This window comes from Caldithrix sp. (assembly GCF_056497305.1).
The window spans coordinates 1-24334 of the sequence record NZ_JBSMDE010000039.1 but is presented as its reverse complement, the minus strand read 5'-3'; the positions used below and the strand labels follow the sequence as shown (position 1 = coordinate 24334).

20 protein-coding genes are annotated in these 24334 nt (G+C 45.2%); 11 read left to right on the top strand and 9 right to left on the bottom strand.

Features of this window, described 5'->3' with window-relative positions:
• Positions 1-2: 2 nt before the first annotated feature.
• Positions 3-434: a secondary thiamine-phosphate synthase enzyme YjbQ gene (locus ACWB0I_RS03340; protein ID WP_479386619.1), complete on the bottom strand. Its 432-nt coding sequence runs from the start codon at positions 432-434 to the stop codon at positions 3-5.
• Between the two features lie 237 nt (positions 435-671).
• Here ACWB0I_RS03340 and ACWB0I_RS03335 point away from each other — a divergent pair, with 237 nt between their 5' ends.
• From ACWB0I_RS03335 to ACWB0I_RS03285, 11 genes are all read left to right on the top strand, one after another.
• The gene (locus ACWB0I_RS03335) at positions 672-2024 is read left to right on the top strand and encodes a sigma-54 interaction domain-containing protein (RefSeq protein WP_479386618.1); all 1353 of its coding nucleotides are present in this window, start codon (positions 672-674) and stop codon (positions 2022-2024) included.
• Positions 2025-2165: 141 nt separating this feature from the next.
• Positions 2166-2612: a hypothetical protein gene (locus ACWB0I_RS03330; RefSeq protein ID WP_479386617.1), complete on the top strand. Its 447-nt coding sequence runs from the start codon at positions 2166-2168 to the stop codon at positions 2610-2612.
• A gap of 1087 nt (positions 2613-3699) precedes the next feature.
• Entirely contained in the window at positions 3700-4875 is a 1176-nt protein-coding gene (locus ACWB0I_RS03325) for a Gfo/Idh/MocA family protein (RefSeq protein ID WP_479386616.1), read from the top strand.
• A 301-nt stretch (positions 4876-5176) separates the two neighbouring features.
• The gene (locus ACWB0I_RS03320; protein ID WP_479386615.1) at positions 5177-6172 is read left to right on the top strand and encodes a sugar phosphate isomerase/epimerase family protein; all 996 of its coding nucleotides are present in this window, start codon (positions 5177-5179) and stop codon (positions 6170-6172) included.
• Positions 6173-7069: 897 nt separating this feature from the next.
• Positions 7070-7447, top strand: a complete 378-nt coding sequence (locus tag ACWB0I_RS03315) for a RidA family protein (protein WP_479386614.1) — start codon at positions 7070-7072, stop codon at positions 7445-7447.
• 8 nt (positions 7448-7455) lie between these two features.
• Entirely contained in the window at positions 7456-8325 is an 870-nt protein-coding gene (locus tag ACWB0I_RS03310) for a diacylglycerol/lipid kinase family protein (protein WP_479386613.1), read from the top strand.
• 5 nt (positions 8326-8330) lie between these two features.
• Positions 8331-9068: a DUF5683 domain-containing protein gene (locus ACWB0I_RS03305; protein WP_479386612.1), complete on the top strand. Its 738-nt coding sequence runs from the start codon at positions 8331-8333 to the stop codon at positions 9066-9068.
• On the top strand, positions 9049-9423 hold the full coding sequence (locus ACWB0I_RS03300) for a YfiM family protein (protein ID WP_479386611.1): 375 nt from the start codon (positions 9049-9051) through the stop codon (positions 9421-9423). The genes ACWB0I_RS03305 and ACWB0I_RS03300 overlap by 20 nt, the downstream gene beginning before the upstream one ends.
• Positions 9410-10468: a PHP domain-containing protein gene (locus ACWB0I_RS03295; protein WP_479386610.1), complete on the top strand. Its 1059-nt coding sequence runs from the start codon at positions 9410-9412 to the stop codon at positions 10466-10468. Before ACWB0I_RS03300 ends, ACWB0I_RS03295 begins: the two co-directional genes overlap by 14 nt.
• Before the next feature lie 136 nt (positions 10469-10604).
• Positions 10605-12137 (top strand): cytochrome c, encoded by a 1533-nt coding sequence (locus ACWB0I_RS03290; protein WP_479386609.1) that lies wholly within the window; start codon positions 10605-10607, stop codon positions 12135-12137.
• 17 nt (positions 12138-12154) lie between these two features.
• A complete protein-coding gene (locus ACWB0I_RS03285) occupies positions 12155-13261 on the top strand; it encodes a hypothetical protein (RefSeq protein WP_479386608.1) in 1107 nt (368 codons plus the stop codon).
• Positions 13262-13292: 31 nt separating this feature from the next.
• Here ACWB0I_RS03285 and ACWB0I_RS03280 read toward each other — a convergent pair whose 3' ends face one another.
• From ACWB0I_RS03280 to ACWB0I_RS03245, 8 genes are read right to left on the bottom strand one after another with little or no spacing between them, the layout of a single operon-like run.
• Positions 13293-15398, bottom strand: a complete 2106-nt coding sequence (locus ACWB0I_RS03280) for an ATP-binding response regulator (protein ID WP_479386607.1) — start codon at positions 15396-15398, stop codon at positions 13293-13295.
• 14 nt (positions 15399-15412) lie between these two features.
• On the bottom strand, positions 15413-16174 hold the full coding sequence (locus ACWB0I_RS03275; protein WP_479386606.1) for a response regulator: 762 nt from the start codon (positions 16172-16174) through the stop codon (positions 15413-15415).
• Positions 16175-16189: 15 nt separating this feature from the next.
• Positions 16190-17206 (bottom strand): CheB methylesterase domain-containing protein, encoded by a 1017-nt coding sequence (locus tag ACWB0I_RS03270; RefSeq protein WP_479386605.1) that lies wholly within the window; start codon positions 17204-17206, stop codon positions 16190-16192.
• Between the two features lie 9 nt (positions 17207-17215).
• A complete protein-coding gene (locus tag ACWB0I_RS03265; protein ID WP_479386604.1) occupies positions 17216-19447 on the bottom strand; it encodes a hybrid sensor histidine kinase/response regulator in 2232 nt (743 codons plus the stop codon).
• Positions 19448-19455: 8 nt separating this feature from the next.
• Positions 19456-21417, bottom strand: a complete 1962-nt coding sequence (locus ACWB0I_RS03260; RefSeq protein ID WP_479386603.1) for a methyl-accepting chemotaxis protein — start codon at positions 21415-21417, stop codon at positions 19456-19458.
• Positions 21418-21443: 26 nt separating this feature from the next.
• Positions 21444-21959, bottom strand: coding sequence for a chemotaxis protein CheW (locus ACWB0I_RS03255; RefSeq protein WP_479386602.1), 516 nt, complete (start codon positions 21957-21959; stop codon positions 21444-21446).
• A 6-nt stretch (positions 21960-21965) separates the two neighbouring features.
• Complete coding sequence (locus ACWB0I_RS03250) at positions 21966-23375, bottom strand: CheR family methyltransferase (protein WP_479386601.1); 1410 nt, start codon at positions 23373-23375, stop codon at positions 21966-21968.
• Positions 23341-23826 (bottom strand): chemotaxis protein CheW, encoded by a 486-nt coding sequence (locus ACWB0I_RS03245; RefSeq protein WP_479386600.1) that lies wholly within the window; start codon positions 23824-23826, stop codon positions 23341-23343. The genes ACWB0I_RS03250 and ACWB0I_RS03245 overlap by 35 nt, the downstream gene beginning before the upstream one ends.
• Between the last annotated feature and the right edge of the window lie 508 nt (positions 23827-24334).

Here is a 24334-nt window from a genome sequence, read left to right as displayed (position 1 = left end):
GATCAGGCTATTTCTCCAACAAATTGCAAAATCACGTTTCTGGTTCGACTGGTGTTGTCAAAATCCATTAATATGATCTGTTGCCATGTTCCCAGGACCAGCTGGCCGTCGATGACTGGCGCTGTAAAAGAAGTGCCTGTTAAGGTGGAACGCAGGTGGGCGTAGCCGTTGCCATCATGCCAGGTGTCATCGTGGTGGTAGCGTTTGTTCATGGGGGCCAGGGTTTCCATCATTTCAGGAATGTCCCTCAGCAATCCGGGTTCATATTCCACGGTGCTAATGGCCGCCGTTGAACCATTGATGAAAATCAGTAATTGCCCCTCTTTTAAACCATGTTTACGAACAAATTGGCGCACCTGAGGGGTCAGATCAACAATGTCATTAAATCCCTTTGTCCGGACTTCAATGCGCCCGTTACAAACCGAAACCGACATAATCGTCCTCCTGTTATTCAATCATATTGGAGCAATTTAAAAAAATAAGTCACACACTTCTAATTTTGCCTCTGTGGCCCGCAAACATGCTGGAAAATGAGTCCCGTAAAAAACACGCTGACAGCCCGGGATGTTACGGTTTTTAAAATGAAATAGTTCTCAAAATGATTTGGACTTTTGTCCGGTGTTGATTAAATTATGAAACAAATCTTTTCAGTTGTTTCAGGAAGGTGAAACATGGCTTCTAAATTACAGAATGGGAAATTTACCGAAGTCATTCTCGATTCTTTGGGGGAAGGGCTGTTTACCGTGGATAAGAATTTTCGCGTGCAAACCCTAAATCGCGCCGCGGAACAGATGCTGGGCTTAAAACGCGAAAATGTTTTAGGCGATTACTGTAAAAATATTTTTAAAACTTCACGCTGCTTTGACGATTGTCCGATCCAGAAAGTGCTGGAAAATGGTAAGAATGTGTTTGATCTGGAAAGCGAAATGACTCATGCTTCTGGCAGAACCATCAAGATTAAACTCAATGCCGCGATTTTGCGGGATGAGCAGAACGAACCCATTGGCGGGGTTGTCAGCTTCCGGGACATGAGCTATATGGAAGAGATTCATAGAAATCTGATCACCCGCACCAATTTTCATGGCATTATCGGCACCCATAAGTCCATGCAGGAAATCTACAATTTAATTGAAGAAGTGGCGGACTCCGATTCCAGCGTTCTGATTCAGGGCGAATCGGGGACGGGCAAGGAATTGGTGGCCAATGCCATTCAGAAAACCAGTAAAAGAAGGGACCGGTCATTTATTAAGGTGAACTGTTCGGTTTTCCCTCCGGATTTGTTAGCCAGCGAACTGTTTGGACATGTAAAAGGGGCCTTTACCGATGCCGTCAAAGATCGAATTGGCCGTTTTGAACTGGCTGATGGCGGCACCATCTTTTTAGATGAAATTGCCGAGATGCCTCTACAGATGCAGGTACAGCTTTTGCGCGTGTTACAGGAGGGGACTTTCGAGAGAGTGGGCGAATCGATTACACGCAAGGTGGATGTGCGCATTATTGCTGCCACCAACAAAGATGTGCGCAAAGAGATGTTGGCCGGGCGCTTCCGGGAAGACTTGTACTATCGTCTAAATGTGATTCCTATTTACGTGCCGCCTTTGCGGGAGAGAAAATGCGATATCCCACATCTGGTGCGCTATTTCATTCAAAAATTCTCTCTGGTAACGGGTAAAAAAATTAAAGAAATTGATGATGAAGCCATGGATTTGTTAATTAACTATTCCTGGCCAGGCAATGTACGGGAACTGGAAAACACCATTGAATATGCTTTTGCCCGGACAAAAGGAGCCATTATTCATGCTTCTAAATTGCCACCAAATGTTCGCCTGCACACGGAGTGTTACTTCGATCCTCATATGCCTGCTGTTGAAAAACCTGCACCGACAGAGTCTTCGGAAGCCAAGCTGATTTGTCAAACCCTGGAAAGAGTCAAATGGAATCGGTCAAAGGCAGCCGAAATTTTAGGCATAGGCCGCACTACGCTGTGGCGAAAGATGCGCGCTTATGGTTTGATTGAAGAATAAGTGTTTCAAATATTTGAACTAATTGTTTCATGAGTGAATATTTTGTTCCAAACAAAAAATTTTACAAAAGCAGAAACCCTTGATTTAGCGGTGCTCAGGCACGTGGCACGGAATTTGAAATGATTAGCCAAGAGGTGCATCATGTCAGAAATGTTAGCCAACAGATATTTTATTGCCAGAAAATTTGATTTAGCAGTGCCCATTTTGGAAAAGGAAATGGTGCGCGGCAATACAAGCAACCATATCAAAAAAAAGCTGATCATTTGTTACAACGCTCTGGGGAAAGTGGATAAGGCCTTCCAATTATTTTTTGAATTAGTTAGTGAAGACCCTTTCCTCATCATTAATACGGATCCCTATTGGGACGATTGCCCCTGCCCTGAAATGGTTAGAACATGGGAACAAACGAATCCTTCAACAAGCCTGAGCCCCAGGGAAGCCTTAATATTGGGCATGCTTTATCTGTTTTGTGATATTGATAAGTCCATCCAGTATCTGGAAAAAGCACAGGAATACGATGACTATTTTTTAAAAATAAATTCCGTGTTGCGCAGCCTGAAATCTGCCAGGAATAAAGTCCACAGCTGACTCCCACTCTCCCGTATCTCAAATCGGCACAAAATAGCGCCATGAAGTTTCCCCCCCGGGAGAGAAGGTGCTTTTTGGCCACCTTGAACAAAATTTAAGTAAAAAAGAATGACTTAGAATAACTGAACTTTAACGAAAAGGATGTTAAAACAGCCAAACTGTTGATTGTTAGCCGTCTGGTGCACCTGAATGAGCGACCTTACGCTGAGTCAAGCAGCAAAGCGCCATCGAAGAGCTTTTAGAATACTTCCTTTAAAAGATCCATTACTTTAACGTGCGAAAATTTTTGTATCGAAGATCCTAACCCCCCGGCCCCCTTCCCTTCTTTAATACAAGGGAAGGGGGAGTAAATTGTGCAGATTTGCTGAGTTCTACTCTGATATATTAAGATATTTTGCAATTTTCTGTTTGAAATCTTTGCTCACTTTGTGAATGCTTTGCCCGTCCGGCTGCGCCAGCCAGACGGGCCCGTCCCCGAGAATCTGGATCTCAGCTTCGTTCTAACCGGCTGTAGCTGCCGGACAATTAAGAAAATTTTCCACACAAGGCTTCCCCCTCTCCCAGATTTTTATTCTGGGAGAGGGGGATCGAGGGGGTGAGGGCAAATAATTTCTTTGCGCCCTTTGCGGTTTTTTAAAGGTTGCGGCTATGCTGCCTTAGAGTTACACCTCTCCAGATTTTCTCATGACAAGCTTTATCGAATGGCGGATCAATTATCAAATGAATGGTCTGGTAGAGCAGGAACGCCTGTTATTTTCTTTGCCAGAGTAGATCATCCTTTACAATTTAACGAACACGTATTTTTAAAACAGCCGTGCCGGTGAGCTCAAGGCTCGGGGAAACATTCGAAATATGTGTTACGATATGACTCTGGTTGGTATTGAATGAGGATGGATTTTCTAGAGAGGGTCGTTTTTTAGAGCCAGATACTTTGTCCAAGTAGGCAACTCAGCCAGAAAATCAATTGCGATTACCTTCTGGCCGTTTTATGGTACAACAGAAATATCTTTTTCATTTGCCTGAAATACATCCTGTGGTTATTTTAGTAGAAAGTTTTAGGTGAAAACAAACATGGTCAGGAGGGCCCATGCTGGATCGAAAATTGCGGATGGGCATGGTTGGGGGCGGCCCAGGCTCTTTTATCGGGGCTGTCCACTACAAAGCAGCCATTTTAGACGGAAAAATCGAGCTGGTTGCCGGAGCCTTCAGTCGGGACGCTCAAAAATCAAGACAGAGAGGCAAAGACTATTTTCTCGATCCGCGGCGCGTGTACGGCAGCTATCAGGAAATGATTGAAAAAGAGAAAGAACTTCCTGCAGGCGAGCGCATCGATTTTGTAACTATTGTGACTCCAAACAACTGGCATTTTCCTATTGCTCGAGATTTTTTACAGGCCGGATTTCATGTGGTTTGCGATAAACCGATGACCCTCAATAGCGATCAGGCCCGGCAACTGAAGCAAGTGGTAGAACAAAGCGGTTTGCTGTTTGCCTTAACACACAATTACACCGGTTACCCGATGGTAAAACTGGCCAGAGACATGGTTAAAAACGGTGAGCTGGGGAATATCCGCAAGGTGGTAGTGCAATATCCCCAGGGCTGGCTGGCCACACCTCTGGAACGCAGCGGGCAGGTGCAGGCCGCCTGGCGCACCGATCCCAAACAGAGCGGTGCTGCCGGCAGCATGGGGGATATCGGCAGCCACGCCGAAAACCTAATGGAGTACATTACGAACTTAAAAATAACCGAATTGTTAGCCGATTTAACCACATTTGTGGATGGCAGGTTGCTGGACGATGATGGCAATGTGCTGCTGCATTTTGAAAACGGAGCGAAAGGCATCTTGCATTGCAGTCAGATTTCCGTAGGCGAAGAGAATAATCTCGCTATCTGGGTTTACGGCGAGAAGAAGAGCCTGGAATGGCACCAGGAGCATCCGAATTATCTTCATGTTAAAGAAATGGATGCGCCTGTGCAGGTCTGGAAACGGGGCAATGGCTATGTGGCAGACTACAGCCCGGCTGCCGCCCGAGCCACGCGTCTGCCTGCCGGACATCCCGAGGCCTTTATTGAAGCCTTTGCCAATATTTACAACAACTTCGCCGATGTGTTGATGGCACGCCTTGCGCACACCAGGCCCGATCCTCTGGCCCTCGATTTTCCGGAGGTGCATGATGGTTTACGCGGCATGCAGTTTATTGAAACCGTGGTGCAAAGCGCCAGGCAAGGCGCAGTGTGGCTAAAGATGCCCGATCTTGGATGAAGAGAGTTGTGCGCTGACCAAAGAAGCAGGACAGAAAATGGCCACTGGCATCCAGGAATATTTTTTCCTTTTAAACAGAGCACGGGCCAACAGAAAGGCTTTAAGAGATTAAGTGGAGGTCCAATAGGCATGCAAATTGTACCTTTTAGAGGCAGTTTGAAAATCCCGCTGACAGGGGAGATCAGAAATCTTCTGGATTTATTGAAGTTAAAAAGCTCTCACCTGCTAAAGCGGGATTCTCAATAGCGTGACTGTGCATTTTGCAAAACTCTATGAAAATCATCTAATAAAGGAGATAAAAATGGCAAGACCGGTAACACTATTCACCGGGCAATGGGCGGATTTACCGCTGGAAACGCTGGCCCGCAAAGCGGCACAATGGGGATATGATGGTCTGGAGCTGGCCTGCTGGGGTGACCATCTGGATGTGGAAAAGGCCGCCACTGATCGGACCTACTGTGAACAAAAGCTGGAAATGCTGGCAAAATACAACCTGAAGGTCTGGGCCATCAGCAATCATCTGGCTGGCCAGTTAGTGTGCGATCCAAACAATGACAGTCGTTCCGATGCCTTTGCTCCGGCGCATTGCAAAGGCGATGCCGAAAAGAAACGCCAGTGGGCGGTGGAAGCCATGAAAAAGACAGCCATAGCAGCCAGAAACTTAGGCGTTTCTGTGGTCAATGGCTTTACAGGCTCTTCTATCTGGCACATGTTTTATGCCTTTCCGCCTGTTACGCAGGAAATGATTGAGCAAGGCTTTACCTATTTCGCCCAGATGTGGAATCCCATTCTGGATGTCTTTGATGAGAATGGCGTCCGGTTTGCCCTGGAAGTTCACCCCACAGAAATCGCCTTTGACATTGTGACGGCAAAAAAAGCCCTGGAAGCGGTTGGCGGAAGAAAGACTTTTGGCTTCAATTTTGATCCCAGCCATCTACACTGGCAGATGGTTAATCCAGTGTTCTTTTTACGTGAATATCCGGAACGCATTTACCATGTACACATGAAAGACGCAGCCCTACAATTGGATGGGCGTAGCGGGATTCTGTCTTCCCATCTGGATTTCGGACATCCGGAACGGGGATGGGATTTTCGTTCGTTAGGTCGGGGGCAGGTGAACTTCGAAGAGATCATTCGCACGTTAAATGCCATCGGCTATCAGGGACCGCTATCCGTAGAATGGGAAGACAGCGGCATGGAACGCGAACACGGAGCCCGGGAAGCGCTTGAATTTGTCAGAAAATTGGATTTTAAACCCTCGGCTCAGGCCTTTGATGCGGTGTTTGAACGTCGGTAAAATGGATTGTCGCTAATATCTAAGGCAGCAAAGCAGAAACCTTTAAAAAACCACAGAGGGCGTCCGTCATGCAGCCGGACAGGCCCGTCTGGCCGTGGCAGCCGGACAAGCAAAAGAGCAATTTTAATTAAAAATTTAAAATTACGAATTACGAATTAATTTACCAAGTGGCAAGTTTGCTCAGGCGGTGAAGGCCTGTGCCGGCATGTCATTCTTCTCCCGCTTTAGCGGGAAGAAGAATCCCTTCCACCGGAACACACGCAAACGCAACGCAACTCGAGCTTCAGATCGAGACTTTGGTAAGAGCAAAGCATTCACAAAGTGCGTAAAGATTGCAAAATATCTTAACATATCAGAGTAAAACTCAGCAAAGCGGCACAATTTGCTCACCTTCACAGAATAAAAATCTGGGAGGGGGGGGGAAACGATGCCGAAGGAGAGTTATTGCCAATACCGATAAAGCCTCATTAACTGATTAACGTTAAACTCACAATTACCTTACAATGTGTAAGGAATTCTTCTATCGCTGAAGTGGGATCAGAATGGCGCTCCGCACGAAGACTCACTCATTATTATTTCGACCGATGAGCGGAGTGAAAGGGACGTGCAAAACGGAGAAAACTTTTTTTGGGGGCGTTATCCTGCCTTCCCCAACCGAAGTGGGATATTAATGAAATACCCGGATTGAAATGGATTTCTCATCCCACTTTTCGGGAATTAAATACACGTCAAATCGTTTCAGCAGGAATAATCTGGTGAAAAGCCAAAAGTGTGGGCATGAACTTTTTAAAGGAATATCTGAAAAAGCTTGCCCAATAAAATATTGACTCATTGAGCAACCTTTGCTATTTTCAAGTTTTTATTGGAATACTCTGTTTAGCAAAGGAGGAAGAGGTAATGAAACCCATCCGAACCGATAAAGCGCCTGCGCCCATTGGTCCCTACTCCCAGGCCATAGAATCGAACAATCTCATTTTTACGTCCGGCCAAATTGCCATTAATCCGCAAACCAATTCGCTGATTGAAGGCGATGTAGTAGCTCAGGCCAAACAGGTGTTTGAAAATTTAAAAGCGGTTCTGGAAGCCGCGGGATCCGATCTGGATCATGTGCTTAAAACGACCATTTTTTTAAAGGATATGAATGATTTTGGGCGGGTGAATGAAATTTACGGCGCCTATTTTGGCAAGTCTGTTCCGGCCCGTTCAACGGTGGAGGTGGCCCGCCTGCCCAAAGATGTTTTAATCGAAGTTGATTGTATTGCAGAAAAAAAATAAGGGGGAGTGTGAATTATTTTTTTATTGTCAATCCTGTTTCAGGCCGGGGGAAAGGCAAAGTTTTAGGTGAACGATTACATAATCGCCTGTCACAATTAAACATTGAGTTTGAAATGCACTGGAGCGAACGGCCGGGACATGCCATTGAATTAGCCGAACAGGGAGTAAAAACGCACGCCGTTGTGGTGGCAGTCGGCGGAGATGGGACCATGAACGAAGTGCTGAATGGCATGGCTCAGACCGGTACCGCCCTGGGCGTCATTCCGGTTGGCAGTGGCAATGACTTTGCGCGGGCCATGAACATCCCTTTCCATTTTGATGAAGCGCTGGAAATTTTACTACGTGGCCAAAAAAAGCGCATTGATTTTGGCAAAGCGAATGAACGGTACTTCCTGAATGGCGTGGGCATCGGTTTTGATGCCTGGGTGGTCCATACCAGCTTAAAGGTGCAGCGCCTGCGGGGCAATGCCATCTATCTCTATTCGGTGTTACGCACCCTGAAAGATTACCAGCCTGTGCCCCTGACGCTGAATTTTAACGGCACTACCCGGGTGGATGATTATTTTATGGTGTCTGTGGGCAATGGCGTGAGCATGGGCGGTGGTTTTTATCTGACGCCCGATGCCGAGATCGACGACGGATTATTTGATCTGTGTCTGATCCAGAATATGCCCATGGTTTCCATCCTCAAAAATTTGCTCAAGGTTTACAGCGGAAAGCACAAAGAAGACCCGCGGGTAGAAATGCACCGGACCGACCGTTTGAGCATTGAGTCCCGTACACCGTTTGCCGTACATGTGGATGGCGAGTTACTGTCGTTGCAAATACAAAAACTGGAAGTGGAAATAATCCCTCGCGGATTAGAAATTATTGCTTGATGAAAATGAAAAAATCGATCCATGGTTTGCTCATCATTCTCCTTTGGGCCTTGTGTACTTTTGGCGGAGCAAGAGCCGTGCAAGCTCAGGATTCGACACAGGCTCTGAATCCGCTCAGCAGCACGCTGAAGTCGCTCATCATTCCGGGCTGGGGCCAGGTTGAACAGGAGCGCTTGTGGCCGGGCGCCATTTTCTATTTTGGCAGTTTACACTTTTACTACAACGCCTTTTTCCATCTCTACCACTACAATAAAGGGAAGGCCAGGCGCCACCTTAATGCCTTTCGCTGGAATTTAAGCGCTGCTCTGTTTGTTCATCTGACCAATGTAATCGATGTGGCAGACGAGGGCTTTCGCAAAAGCCCCACCGGCTGGCAGGGGGGGCTGTTTTCTGACAAACCGTTAAAATCGCCGTGGGGGGCCGCCCTGCGATCGGCCATGCTGCCGGGCTGGGGCCAGCTTTACACGCATTCTTACTGGAAGGCGGCCGCTTTTTTTCTGACCGATGTTTACCTGGCCTTTCGCGCCCATCAGGCCGATGTGAACTATCATTCAACGCGCCAGACAAAGTACCGCGATGAAAGGTCAAAATATCTCTGGTATTTTGGGGCGGCCTATCTGTTAACCTCAGCAGACGCCTTTGCCAGTGCCTATCTTTACAAATTTGATGAGGCGCTTGAATGGACATTCGTGCCTGTGTTTCAAAACAATTTTTTAGGATTCCATGCGCAAATCAGATTTTAATGTTCTGCTTTTATTGCTGATCCTGTTTTTTCTTCCGCTGCAGGCCTCGGCCGGCCGGTTCTCTACCGGCGACACCTGTCAGGCAAAAAAACGGGACCTCTGGATTGCTCCGGACAAAGGGTTGCATTGTTTAGGGAGTATGATGGCAACCATTGGCAGCGCCAAAACCCTGGAACAGCAATTTGGCCTGCAACGCAAAAAGAGCCGAACCCTGGCCATTGGTTTTTCGATTTCTCTGGGGGTGGGCAAAGAACTGCACGATTCCGCGCAAAAGAGTAATTTTTTTTCCTGGAAGGATCTACTTGCCGATTGTCTGGGAACCATGTTAGGGAGATTGATTCTTGAGCTGGAGTGATGAAAAGTATTTCCATTACCAGGGCATTATTCATGTGCATTCCGTTTTTAGTGACGGCACGCGGCCCATTCCGGAAATTGCCCAGATTGCCCGCGAAGTGGGCGTGGATTTTCTGTTGATTACCGATCACAATACCCTGAAAGGCAAGTATGAGGGATTTGAAGGCTGGTATGGGAATCTGTTAGTGGGCGTGGGCAATGAGGTTAACGATGCGCAGGATAGAAATCACTACCTGACTTTTGGGCTGGAGGAGGAACTGGGCCCTCATCTGACAGCAGAAGAGTACGTCAAACGCGTGCACCAGGCCGGTGGGCTGGGCATTATCGCTCATCCGGATGAGTCGCGCGACCACATTTCCCAATACCCGCCTTACCCCTGGACCCTATGGAATTCCGATCTGTTTCATGGTATTGAAATCTGGAATCAGATGTCGGAGTGGATGGAAGGATTAACGCATTTCAACAAACTCTGGCGCATCTGGCATCCCAGACGTTCCATCGTTTCTCCCAAGCCAGAAACCCTGGCCCGCTGGGATTCCCTGAATTTACAAAGAAAAGTGGTGGGCATTGGCGGGGTAGATGCACACGGTTTTTTACATCGACTCTGGGGGCCCTTTTCCATCCGTGTGTTCCGGTACAAAGTCTCCTTCCGAACCATTCGCACCCATGTGCTGACCACACAACCGATCACTGTGGGCCAGGACGTGCAACGATCTTTGCAGGAAATTTTCCAGGCGCTGAAAGAAGCCCGCTGTTTTATCTCCCACAATTATTTAGGAGAGGCCGAAGGCTTTTCTTTTTGGGCCCGGAATGATCAGGGACAGGCTACCATGGGCCAGAGCCTGCCTTTTCAGCAACCCACTGATCTGGAAATTGTACTGCCAGAAAAAGCCCGTGTCCTGTTGATTGGTAACGGCCGCCCCATAACCCGGGCCAGCGGTAAAAAGGTAGTTTTCAAAGCTCCGGGTAGAGGCGTTTACCGCGTGGAGGTGAAAAAGGGAGATCGCCCCTGGATCTATTCCAATCACATCCGCCTGAGCGCTTAAAATCAGCGCAACGAGGGGAATTGAGACAGAGCGCTCAACCGCCATTTTTTGCTGTCCTATCTACATTTGCTTTTATCCTGAGGATTTTTTAACATTTTAAGTCGGATTTAGTCCAAACAAAGGTTATGGAGGAAAGATGAATTATCCCGTGTGGGAAGTAGCCTTTGGCTCAGGCATCCTGATGGCCGTCGTTTCGGTTGTGCATGTGTTTGTGTCGCATTTTGCCGTGGGCGGCGGTCTGTTTCTGGTGCTTACCGAACACAAGGCCTATCGGGAAAACAATGCCCCTTTGCTGGAATGGTTGAAAAAACACACGCGCTTTTTTGTGCTGGTCACGGTAGTCTTTGGCGCGGTAACGGGCGTGGGAATCTGGTTTACCATCGGCCTTATTCAGCCCACAGCCACCAGTAACCTGATTCACATCTTTGTCTGGGCCTGGGCCATTGAATGGGTCTTTTTCTTCATTGAAATAACAGCCGCTTTGCTTTATCTGTACGGATGGCAAAAAGTGGATCGGAAACTGCATTTGATCTACGGCTGGATCTATTTTGTGGCTGCCTTTATGAGCATGGTTGTGATCAATGGAATGGTTAGTTTTATGCTGACTCCAGGCGATTTTTTGCAAACACACCGGTTCTGGGATGGCTTTTTAAATCCCACTTACTGGCCTTCTTTGCTAACGCGTTTTTTGTTCTCCCTGGCTCTGGCTGGCATTTACGCCTTACTCACGGCCACGCGCCAGAAGGATGAAAGCTTGAAAGCGAACATCGTCAGGTGGAGCCTGATCTGGATTGTACCGGCCTTTGTTCTGGTAGCTCTGGCGGCACTGTGGTACAGAAGCGCCATTCCGCAGGAGGTGTGGTTAAACGCCAAAGGATTGATGCCCACGGCTACGCTCTACTTAAAATTAATGGTTCTCTTTGCCTTGCTGACCTTTGCCTTTGCGGTTCTGGCACTGTTAAAACCTTCCAGAGCGCCCTTTGTTTTCGCTTTGTTGATTACCGTTACGGCCTTTGTTACCATGTGGTCGTTTGAGTTTGTGCGCGAAGCCATTCGCAAACCGTATGTGATTTATGGCTACGTGTACGGCAATTCCGTTTATGCAAGCTCTATGCCCGGAGACGGTGGGTTCAATACGGAAAATCTGCAGGAAAAGGGCATGCTGCAGGTTGCCAGATGGGTGCAACATCGGCAGATTACGGAACAGAACATGGAACAGGCCGGAAAGGAAATCTTTCGTCTACAGTGCATGGGCTGCCATACCACAACGGCCTACCGCGGCGTTCAACGCTACATCGAACAACACCAATGGGATGAGGATGTGATTGCCGAAATGTTGAAGGGCATCGATTTGATGCGCAATGGCATCATGCCGCCTTTTGCCGGCAATGATCAGGAACGATTAGCTCTGGCCCGCTACCTGGCCAGCCTGTCATCAAAGGTTCAACCGCAGTCAGTACAATCCGGCGAGGCTTTGTTCACACACTATTGCGGAGTCTGTCATCAAAATTCAATTGATGATCCGGCAGTGGTTTTGTTCAAAGACCTGGAGCGCGAAGAAGCCATGGAAACGCTCGACCAGTTACCGGATTTGATGGAACAAATGCCGGCCCTGAAACTTAGCCCGGAGCAAAAGGCCGCTCTGTACCAGTGGTTTCAAAATCGATAACCATTTTCGGAGGAACTATGAACGCCCAAGATTTTATTCCAACTATTGATCCCAATCCCATACCCGGCCCATTCTGGCTTTTCAAGTTACTGTTGTTGATAACATTTTTGTTACACATTCTGGCCATGAACATGATGTTGGGCGGAGCCGTTATTGCTTTGCTGGCCAAATGGAAAAGGCAAAATGAAATGTACAATCAACTGTACGAAAATTTAAAACATAAATTGCCCAACCTGTTGCCGGCCACCATTACTCTGGGCGTGGCGCCTCTTTTGTTCATGCAGGTGCTGTACGGCCAGTTTATGTACACGGCAACCATCCTGTCCGGTTGGGTCTGGTTTTCGGTCATTGTGTTGTTAATTGTCGCTTACTACGGATTCTATTTTGTTTCATTCAAAAAAAGAGAACAAAAGGGCACGACTCCGGTGTTGGTTTTGAGTGTATTACTGGTGGTGGTCATTGCTTTTATTTACACCAGCAATGTGCTGCTCTACATGCAACCGCAACGCTGGGCAGCGGTGTATTTTAACCAGACCGGCGGCGCCCATTTGTTTGTCCGCGATGCCACCATCATTCCCCGATTTTTGCATTTTGTCGTCGGGGCTCTGGCCATTGGCGGATTACTGGTGGCCTTTATCGGGTATTTGAAACGTAAAAAGGAGCCGCCATTTGCAGCCTTCTTGATCAAACACGGAGGCCGCTGGTTTATGTTTGCTACCATGGCCCAGTTTTTGATTGGCATCTGGTTTTTAATCGCTTTGCCGCGCGATCAGATGCTGTTGTTCATGGGTAAAAACAGAATAGCATCCATTTTTTTGATTCTGGGTCTGTTGCTTACTCTGCTCACCATCTTTATGATGTCGCGTAAATTAAAAGGAGATGCGTTTCAGGTTCCGGTGCCGGCGATTTCCCTTATTACGCTGGTTATTTTAAGCATGATGATTGTCATGCGCGATATGTTACGTGATTCCTATCTGGCGCCGTTTTTTAGTGTTGAAAATTTACCGGTTAAAACACAATGGGGCGTGTTGTTGCTGTTTTTGTTGCTTTTCGTGCTTGGCGCGCTGGTCTGGTTATGGATGGTAAAGAAGTATCCGTTTCAGGCGGCTGCCAGAGAAGAATGAAGCCGTTGCCTGGGAAAAAATTGTAATCCAATCAATTTGGAATTAATTGAAGACGGGCCAGTCTCTCTTTCAGCAGGTTCAGATTGAGCGGTTTTTTGAGCACTTCATCAATTCCGGCATTGAGGGCGCCCTGAATTTCGCGCGCGTCGTCGCTGGCGGTCAGGGCAAAGATAGGTGTGTGCCGGCCGTTTTGCGCTTCCAGTCTGCGGATTTCGCGGGTGGCTGTGTAGCCGTCCATGATGGGCATCTGCATGTCCATTAAAATCAAGTCGAATTGTTTTTGTTTAAAGAGCTCCACGGCTTCCTGGCCGTTACTGGCCAATTCCACTTCAAAGCCGGCGCGTTTTAAAATAGAGACCATCAGCTTTTGATTCACGCGGTTGTCTTCTGCCACCAGTATTTTTAAAGTGCGTTCAGATTCCTTCAAGCTGTGGCGCGTAATCAGTGCTTCCTGTGGTTTCTGTCCGCCAGCTACGGCGCGAATGGTTTTTAATAATTCTCTGGAACGGATTGGTTTTAACAGATAGGCTGCAATGCCGCTTTCAATGCAGCGTCTGGCGTCGCCGGGTTTTCCAAAATTGGTTAACAGGATGATCGATGGCCTGTCATTATTTAAAGCGTTGCGCACTTCCTTCACCAGTTCAAAATGAAAATCGTTGTCCGGCCGTGCGTCGATCAGCAGCAGATTAAAAGGTTTTTGAATCTGATGCGCCTGAGTTAGCAGTTTAACCAGTTTTTGAGGTTCATTGGCTACTTTTACTTCTATCTGCCACTGGTGCAACAGTTCTTCCAGTACAAGCCCGCTCATCCATTGGTCGGAGTAGACCAGCACGCGGAGCGAACGTAAATCGACCGTTGTCTCTTCTGCCAGCGGCCCGCTCTTCTGAGCAGCCGGAGTAAACGGAACCAGGATTTCAATGTGTTGCATACCCTCCCTGGCCGCTTTTAAGGCTATTTTATAATCCAGTTTAGCGATACAATACCTCAGGAAATCGAGGCCGGCGTCGCCCTCTTTGGACATCGTTTGACTGTTTTCAGAAAAAATTTGTTTAAAATAGTGTTCAATCTTTTGGTTGGCAGGAAAGGCGATTAAAAATTTTATCTGCTTCTCCTTAAAGGGTTCTATGTTAATCATAATGTCGCAATGGGAAAGATGGCGGAAAAGCACATCCATAATCACAAAGGCCAGATGTTTTAAGTATTTGGGATCTTGTTTGATGAACAGGGGGATTTCAGGATGGATGCGAAAGATCAATTCGATCTGTTTTTCACCGGCCTGCACAATAAAGGGCGAAACCGCATCCTCCATACAATCGCGGATATGGAATTCGGTTTCGTGGATGGGTAGATCATCCCCTTTTTCCTGGTAATCCAGCGCTTTTTGCAGATCATTTAAAATGGTCAGCAAATGATCCGAATTGACTTCGGCCAGCTGGGCCTGCACTTCACGTTCGTTTTTGTCATCCGATTCTTTTAACAAATCAATGATGTGCAGAATATTGTTCAGAGGGGTGCGCAATTCATTGACAAAGGATTTTAGCAATCCGTACTGTTCCGGTCTATGGGGCTGCTCTCTGGCCTGTAGTTCTTTTTGCAGCTTATTTATTTCAAACTTAAACTGGTAATAGCGTTGATAGGCCTGTAAAGCGCTTCGATAAGAGGAGAGGAGCAGATTTAATAATTGACGATTCTGTGATGAAATTTCATGCAGTTCACCGAGATAAAACGTTCTGAGTAAAATTTGCGGATTGCTCTGCTCAGCGATCTGTTTATTTTTCAATGCGTCGTTTACAAACGAAATAAGGGCGCCTGGTTCAAATTCTTTAAGAAATAGGTAATCGGCGCTGGAATCAATGATATTGAGAATTTCTCCCGGTTCGTTTAAGGTGGTCATTAAGACCACAGGTAAGTCTTGTAAGCGGGGATCGGTCTTAATAGTTTTGCAAAGTTCAATGCCGTTCATTTCAGGCATCATGATATCACTTAAAATCAGCTCGGGCTTTTGCTCATGAATTTTTTCAATAGCCTGCTTACCGTTGGCAGCCGTAGTTATCTTAAATCCATCGCCGGCCAGAGTCTTTTCGAGAAAGAAGCGTTGGGCGACGCTGTCTTCAACAATTAGAATGTGTTTTTCCATAGTTCTTTGCGCTTCTACTTATGGTTCTGACGCTTTTTTACTTTTTCTGCGTATTCCGGATATAGTTCAACCAGGCATTCCGGGCACAGGCTGTGTGTAAAGGTGACCTCGGCGTGTTGTTCGATGTACTCTTCCACGCGGTGCCAGTAGCCTTCGTCGTCGCGAATTTTGTGGCAGTGTGAACAAATCGGTAGCATGCCATGTAATTGTTTGATTTCGTTTAGCGCTTCCTTTAACTCCTTGTTGACGCGTTCCAGTTCCCTTGTTTTTTGCAAGATGGTTTCGTAAGAGGAAAGTAAAATGTCGATAATTTGCATTTGTTGCGAGGTGATGGTGTGTCTTTTTCCACCAAAGACCACCTCAAATTTGAGCTCCGGGCCATTGGACTGGCGAATTTTTTGATTGGCCAGAATGTATTCGATGCGGTTAATTAAGGTGGGCAGGTCATAAGGCTTGATAATAAAGTTATCGGCGCCGGAAGCCAGCCCTTTGATGATGTCTTCCGGGTCTTGCAATGCGGTTAACAAGATGACTGAGAGAGGCGCTTTCTGGAAGTCCTTTTTTATGATTTTACAGAGCTGGTAGCCATCCATCTCTGGCATAATCACATCGCTGATGACAATATCGAATGATTGCCGTTTAAGCATTTCAATGGCTTGTTTAGCGTTAAATGCCACTTCCGTTTGGTAATCAGCCCGCTCTAAATCCCTTCGCAATTGAAGGGCCTGGGTTTTGCTGTCTTCTACGATTAGAATTTTTGCCTGTTGTTTTTGCATCTTAATATCTCCAGGTTACAATTTAAAGATTGTCTTGATGTGTTCCACAATTTGCTCGGGAGAAAGAATCCATTGGGCCGCGCCTAATTTTATGGCTACGCCTGGCATGCCAAACACAACACAACTTTCTTTGTCCTGAACAATGGTCAATCCGCCTCTTTCCTTAATTAAGGCCAGCTCCTGGGCGCCGTCTTTGCCCATGCCGGTCAGTAAAATGCCAATGGCTTTGGGCCCCATAACTTCTGCTACTGACTTAAACAGATGCGAAACAGAGGGTTTAACATTATGTAAAGGCGGCCCATCCAGGTATTTAATTTTTCTATCTTTACTCAGGATCATGTGGTGGTGCCCTGGAGCAAAATAGACATGACCTGGTTTAGGTTGTTCATTGTCGCTGGCAATCTGAATATGTAAGGCAGATTCGGCATTGAGCCAGTCAATAAATAGTGGAATAAAATTAGCGGGCATGTGTTGAACGACCAGAATGGGAACCGGTAAATCCTCCGCAAAATTTTTAAACAAAAAATTTAGAATCTGCGGCCCACCGGTGGAAGCGCCAATGGCGATCAGTTCAAATTTCCTTTTGTTCAGTGCTCCAAGTTTGTATGGCTCTCCTGATTTAGTTTCATAGGCTTTTGTTGAGTTTAAACTTTTCCCCTGGGGCTTGAAATGTGTGAGAGATTGGATGAGCTCTCTGGTTTTGGCCGGAAACGTTTCGTCGGTTGGATTTAATGGGAAATGCGGGAAATGGATCAACCAGGAATTCAAAGGCAGATTTGTATTTAAAGCATCGATCAGGAAGATCGGACAGCCAAAGAGCTGGTGCAAAAAGTGCAAACGATCTGCAAAATCTTTCACTTCCCTGGAAGCAATAAAGATCAGCGCGTCGAACTTATTGTTTACGCTCAATTGGTTGAGCAGAGCATGATCTTTGTTAAAACTTAAGGAAACATTGAATGACTTTTCTTTTTTTAATGCTTGTTCCATTATGGTTCCGTAAACCATGGATTGGGCAATAAGCAAAATATTCATAAGGTCTTTTTACTCCCTGCCAATGAGTTTATGAATCAGATCCAATAAGGATTTTTGTTTGAAATCCTGTTTAATAAAATAAGCATTAGCTCCGGCGGCCAGCCCTTTCTTTTTGTCGCTTTCCGATCCCAATGAAGTCAGTAAAATAACAGGAATAGTTTTCAATTTTGGATCCTTTTTAATCTTCCGCGTTAATTCAACGCCATCCATTTCGGGCATTTCCACATCGGAAATGATCAGATCAAAGGTTTGCTTTTGCAAAATTTGCCAGGCCTGCTGACCGTTCACTGCGGTTTGAACTTCGAAGCCGGCCGATTCCAGAACATTCTTTAACAAAACGCGCGAGGTAATGGAGTCTTCTACGGCTAAAATTTGTTTTGGCCGCTCTTCTTTGACGGTCATTGGTTTAAGCGAACCAGAACATGCTGCAAAAATATCGTGTACATTTAAAACCGGAACCAGCGAACCGTCTCCCAGGATAGTTACCCCTGAGAGGAATTTTACCTCCTCCATAGGAGGATTTAATTTTTTAAGGATAATCTCACGCTCATCCAGAACCTGATCGATTGAAACGGCAATTTCATGACGTTCATCCAGATGCAGGACCAGTATATTGAGAAATTTTGGTCTTTCCTGCTGCTCGACATGCATTCCCAGAAGCTCGGAGAGAGAAAACAGCGGAATATTTTGTCCGTTTACAATGACAATCAGCTGGTTTTCAACGGTTTTCAATTGTGTCACCGGTACACGTAAAGGCAATCGAACAAATTTAGTGGGAATGATGGCCAGAAAGCCTTCGCTTCGGATCAGAATGCCGCGGCTGGTAGCAAAACTCAAGGGAATGGTTAAATAGAAGGTGGAGCCATTGGGATAATAATTTTCAATTTTTAGGCTGCCGCCCAGTTTTTCGATGTTTTCCAGCACTACGGCCATACCCAGACCGCGGCCGGAAAGTTTACTGACTTCCTCTTTGGTAGAAAACCCGGAATGGAATATCAAAGATAAAATCTGGCTTTCATTCATTTCAGCCAGCTCTTCCTGGGTGGCTAAATTTTTTTCCAGAGACTTTTGCTTGATCTTTTCCACATCCAGGCCGCGTCCGTCATCCGAAATCTTTACGACAATGCTTTGTTCCCGCGGTGGCAGCACTTCAATGGTGATTTTACCCGTCTCTGGTTTACCGCGCATCAAACGCTCTTCTGGTGGCTCAATGCCATGGTCGATACTATTTCGGATCAGGTGAATGAGAGGGTCTTTCAATAATTCCAATGTGTGTTTATCCAGCTCAACCTCTTTGCCATAGATATTTAAATCGATTTTTTTTTCCATTTCGCGGGCAATGGTTTTGGTAGAGCGCTCCAGATAGTTGGTAATGGTTGAAAAGGGGAACATCATTAATTGTTTAATGTCATCTAAATGCTTGTCGATTAAAGAAGTGATTTGAAACTGGTCATTTTCCAGATTTTTTCTTAAAAGATCGGTTTGTTTCCTGATGGCTTCCAGTTGTTTGATTAATTCTGAAGCAATCGATTGACCTGCGGAAGCGGCGAATAAGCGTCTGCTTTTTTTATCAATCTGTTCTAACTGATCGTACAATTGATTGAAATGCTCCAGATAGAATTTGTGTTTGATTTTAACGGAAATAAGTTCCTCCGATTGAGTAAATAACTCCCGAATTTTGTGGTAGGAAATTCGGATGGTTTCCTGAGGGCTCTCCTGATTTTTAAGCTGTTTTGCAGGCGCAGATTTTGGGGATGGGCTTTTCTGCGGAGGCTTCTTGGACGATTTTGTCGCAGGTTGTTGAGGTTCTGGGGCTTTTGGTTTGCTTTTGGGAGTTTTAGGTAGGTGTTGAATTGAATTTTCCTGGCCTATGGCTGCGGCCTGCAATTGGTTCAAAATATCGATGTCGCAGGAGGCAGCAAAATTGTTCTGTTGCAATAGATCAGTTAGGTGCTCAATGCTACGCGTCAGAACATTCAACAGGCCTTCATTCCATTCGAGTTCATGGTTTTTTATTTTGGAAAAAAGAGATTCGATGGCCTGGCACAGTTCTTCAACGGCGGTAAAATTGACAGCCCGCGCAGCGCCCTTTAAACTATGGGTCGTACGAAACATCTCTTCGATGGTTCGCTCATCGGCTGCCTCTTCAAGGGCCAGCAAGCCATCGTTTAAAATAGTTAAATAATCCTCGGCCTCGGCCCGGAATATTTCCAGCAATTCCTGTTCAAAATCCTGATCCATTGAGACCTCTATTTTAATTGATACATGGAGATGAGGGCTTTCAGGTTTTCACTGGTTTTCTTTAAGTCTTCGATCACTTCTTCTAACTGGTGCATACCATCCAGGTTTTGTGAAGTGGCCTCTTTAATGTTTTCCATGGCCTCCTTGATTTGTGAAGTGCCCACAAGCTGTTCCTGGGCAAAACCGGAAATCTCGGATAAAACATTGATCAGGCTCTCTATGGAAGTGGAGAGCTGAGTCATGGAATGATAGGCCTTTTGCACAAAGTCAACGCTCCCATCGATGGTTTTGTTGGTTTGTTCAACCTGTAAAACGGTTTTACTGATCGATTCCTGAATGGTATCAAGAATGTTCTGGATTTGAAGAGTCGATTTTTTAGACTGATCGGCTAAATTGCGCACCTCATTGGCTACCACGGCAAAGCCTTTGCCGTATTCTCCGGCTTTGGTGGCTTCGATGGAGGCATTAATGGCCAAAATATTGGACTGTTCGGCAATTTCTTTAACGGCTTCGGTGATTTCACCGATGGTCTGGCTCTGTTTACTCAATTCAATGACCATATTGGCCACCTGATCCATCTGATTTTTTACTTCGTGAATACCTTTATTAATCTGGTTAAAGGCCTCAGTCCCCTGATTACTGATTTCTGCAGCCCGTTCCCCAACTTTTAACGATTCCTGCGCTTTTTCATTAAAACTGGTGGCCAGTTGCGAAACCTCTTCTGAACTACTGGCGGTTTGCGTAATGGCAGTAGCGGTTTCTGAGGACGAAGCGGTAATCTGAGCAATAGTGGCCGAAATTTCACTGGAGCTGGAGGAGATAATATTAATGTTTTCTAACAGATCATGAAGTTGATTCTTTAGCTGATCAACAAAATGTTTTAGACTGCGCGTTAATTTTCCGATTTCGTGTTCGCTGTTTAAAACCTGGATATTAACCTTTAAATTACCGGCTGTAATTTCATGGATGTCGCGAATGATGGCTTCGATGGGCCTGGTTACTCGGCCCCCGAGGACGTAGGCCACAGCAGCGCCAAATAACAGCAGAAAGGAACACAATACAATAAAAAAGAGGATTAAATTCCGTAACGGAGCGCTAAACTGGTCGTAAGAAATTTGCGAAACTACAAACCATTTGAGATTTCCCGAAGTGAAGGTGGTAAGAGGAATTGGCGCGGCGCAGGCAAACGCCTCCTGCTCATTGAAGTCAATGATTTTGGTGCATGTGTTGAAATTGCTGAACTGATCAATTTTAACGTTAAGTCCCTCAGTCGATTTACCAATTGTCGATAATACCTTTCCGCTCTGATTTATTAAATAGACTTTTAGGTCGGGTTTGTCGCTCATTTCCCGTTGCAGCATGTTGTTAAAAGCCCTTTGTTTAATTTGCAGCGCGATGCTGCCCAATACTTCCCGACGCTGGTTTAAAACCGGGGCCACCATGAAGAGCACCGGTTCGTGGGCAAAAGGATAACTCTGTAAGTCTGTGATGCTTAATTTTTTGGAGCGTACCGCCTGTAGTACGGCTTCGGATAAGGAGGAGGCGGAAAGAGACGGCCCGAAAAGCGATTTGTTTAAATCTGCCTGAGGTTTCCTCTGGTAAAAGATGCTGCCCTTTGATTGCTCGATGAACAAAATATTGAATTCATCGCGGCTGGAAATAACATCGATCAACCGGGTAATACGACTTCTTTGAGCAGAATTGATTTGTGGGGCGCTGGAGAACGCTTTTACAATATCGCTGTTGGTGGCCAACAGATTCAGATAGGTTTTATTACTGTTCAGAAAATCTTCAAGCAGATCCTTTTTGGTGTGACTCAACCATTTTAACTCTTTGGCCGTCTGTGTTTTGTGGTCGTTGGCATAATAACGGTATGTAAAAATGCAACCAAAAATAATGGGTATGAACAGAATGCCAACCATGCTTCCAATCAGTTGAGCCTTGAATGAGGTTTTGAAAATCTTCAACATTGCTCAGCCTCCTCACAAAATGATCTTTACGGATTAAAGAAAAGTTCAGTATTGTTTAAAATATTTTGCACGTTAATTAACACGGTCGAATTTTTTAACAGACCTTGAATATAACCCTTCTGTTTGCCCTGAATCCCTGTTAAATTGCTCTGTATTTCTTTCTCAGAAATAATCTGGTAATCCATAACCTGATCAATCAAAAAACAGATTTTCAGTTTTTCATGTTCGATCACGATTACATATTTCCCACTGTTTTTTGTGGATTCCAGGTTGAAGATTTTTTTTAAGTCAAGTAAGGTGTAGATGACGCCTGAAAAATTTATGACACCCACAATTACCGACGGCACACCGGGTATGGGCGTAGCGCCGTTAAAAGGCAAAATGGCCTTTACATGATGTACATCCATGGCGTACCGTTCCTGGTTTAAGGAAAAGAGCATGATGTTTCGCGCGTCTTTGATCTCTTTTAACAAAGACGGCTTTTGCGCCAGGCGCCTGGCTCTTTGTTTTAATAATCTATCTTTAGCATTTGTGGTCATCATTACACCTTAACTGGCTAAGCGATTTGTCTTCAAAATTTTCTCGATCATCTGTTTAAATTGATTGGCATTCATGCCCTCACTATCGGGAATTTCTTGTTGTGGTTCATATTTTTGAATTAAGTTTAATACGTTGTTGAAATAGATCTTGCTATCTTTAACCTGTCCGTTCAATGTGTAAAGATTGGCCAGATGAAAATGGGCCATGATATGATTGGGTTTAAGGTAAAGAACTTTCTGAAAAGAGGCTTCTGCTTCAGCGATTTTTCCCATTTCCAGATCAATGGTTCCCAATAAATAGTGTGCTCTGGCATCGAGATTGTTGCGCTCCAGGTAATGGCGGATCATTCTACGGGCTTCTTGCAGATTGCCGCTATCGGCCAGATTTTTGATAACCGTCAGTTCATCAACCTGATGGTTGTTGTTTTCTACAATAAGCAGAGGCTTACTCTTGATTTGTCCATCCGGCTTTGGATTGAGGTAACGGTCAGGATGACGCACCTTTAAGGCCCGTTTTTGTATTGGCCTTTCTTTTTGTAGGCTTTGCTCCTGAATAGCCGGTGGAAGCAGTTTTCGGTAGACAATGATATTTTTAATCATTTGTGGTTTAAATTGTTTAAAATGGAGCGAAGGAATTTCTGCCGGTCCGGAGATGAAATAACCGTCTGCATGAAGCAGATTGTAAAATTGTTGCAGGATTTCAAGCATGGTTTCCCGGTCAAAATAGATCAGAACGTTTCGGCAGATAATCATGTCAAAAGAATTCCAGGTGTTGTTAACCGGGAAAGGCCCCTGTTTTAAATTATGTCGTTCAAAATGAACCATTTTTTTGATGTGCGCTGCAATCGAAAGATGCCGCTCATCTAAAGGCGTAAAATATGCTTCCATGTACTTTACAGGCATGTTACGGAATGACCAACGGGAATAGATGCCTTTTTGTGCTTTTTGCAGTGCGTAGGGATTTATGTCTGTGGCCAGAATGCGGACGGGAAAAAGTTGAGCCTGGTTTTTTTGAATTTGATCAATGAGCATGGCGATGGAATAGGCTTCCTCGCCGCTGGAACAGCCCGCGCTCCAGATAGTTAACGGTTGCCCTGACTCTACTTTGCGAGCCATCAGATCGGGCAAAATTTCTTTTTCCAGGATTGAGAATAGCCTGTGGTTGCGGAAAAAATAGGTTTCTGGAATGGTCAGTTTATCAATTAAATCATAATTCCTGTTCAGGTCTTCATTTAACAGTTGTTTTATTCTGGAATGGACCTCATCCAGGGAATTGGTATTAAAAAAACGTAACAGCGCTTTTTCTGCATCCCGGGCTTTATTTTCAAAAGACAATCCCAGATCGTCTTTGATCTTGAGAATTAACTGCTGTAACAATTTTTGGTCAATTTGCAATGATTTGTTGCTCAATTTTATCATATTCTTCTTTAACTTTTAGGCTGATTTTTTGAAATTCCTTTTTGGTTAATAAAGCATCAGGTTTAAGGCAAAATATGAAATTTTCCTGCTCTTTGATGACTCGCTCAAAGTATTTGGCCTGGGGCACAAGATTTTGAACAGCCATGCTGTTTTCATCATGAGCAGGAATGATATCGGTTACCTGATCAACAACAAAGGCAAGTGACATCCCATTCCAGTCTATGATCAGCAATTGATCGGTCAGATCGGTTTCGCGTTCTTTTAGTCCCAATATGTAACGTAGATTGATAACAGGGGTTATCTCGCCGTGTACATTGATAAGTCCTATTAAATTCTTTGGTCCTCTGGGGATGGGAGAAATGGCCACAATTTGTGACACTTTTTTTACATACTTTAGTTCAATGGCATATTCCTTTTGTTCCAGTGTAAAAACAAGATAATCTCCTAACATGCGTGCTTTTCCCCGTGCCTGTTTTTGCTACTCCATTATCGGTGAATCCAGAAAATAAATTAGTTAATTCTTTGAGGTGTGAACATAAACCTTGGTATCCAATTAAATAAGCGTCCGGCAAATATCTCGTTTTTTTTAAACAATCTCGTATTCGAAATAGCTTGGTATGTTAGAATACTTCTTTAAAAAGATCTAAGGCAGCATAGCCGCAACCAAAAGTGATAGAAACTGTTTTAATCACAATTATATTTCGCGCAGATTTAGCAGATATTCGCAGAAATAATTTAAACCAATTCTTCAACACGTCCTCCTTAAAACAGCATAAAAATTTTCGCATCCCGCCACAGCGGGATGCGAAAATTCTTGTGCTGTATTCTTACTAAGCTTTCCCAAAAGTTAAAGTAGATGAACATTTAAAAATCAAAATTTACATTGTAAAGATTATAACTCCCTGTTCCCTTTTTTAAAGGGGACAGGGCCTGGGGGATGGGTTTTAAAACAAAAGCTC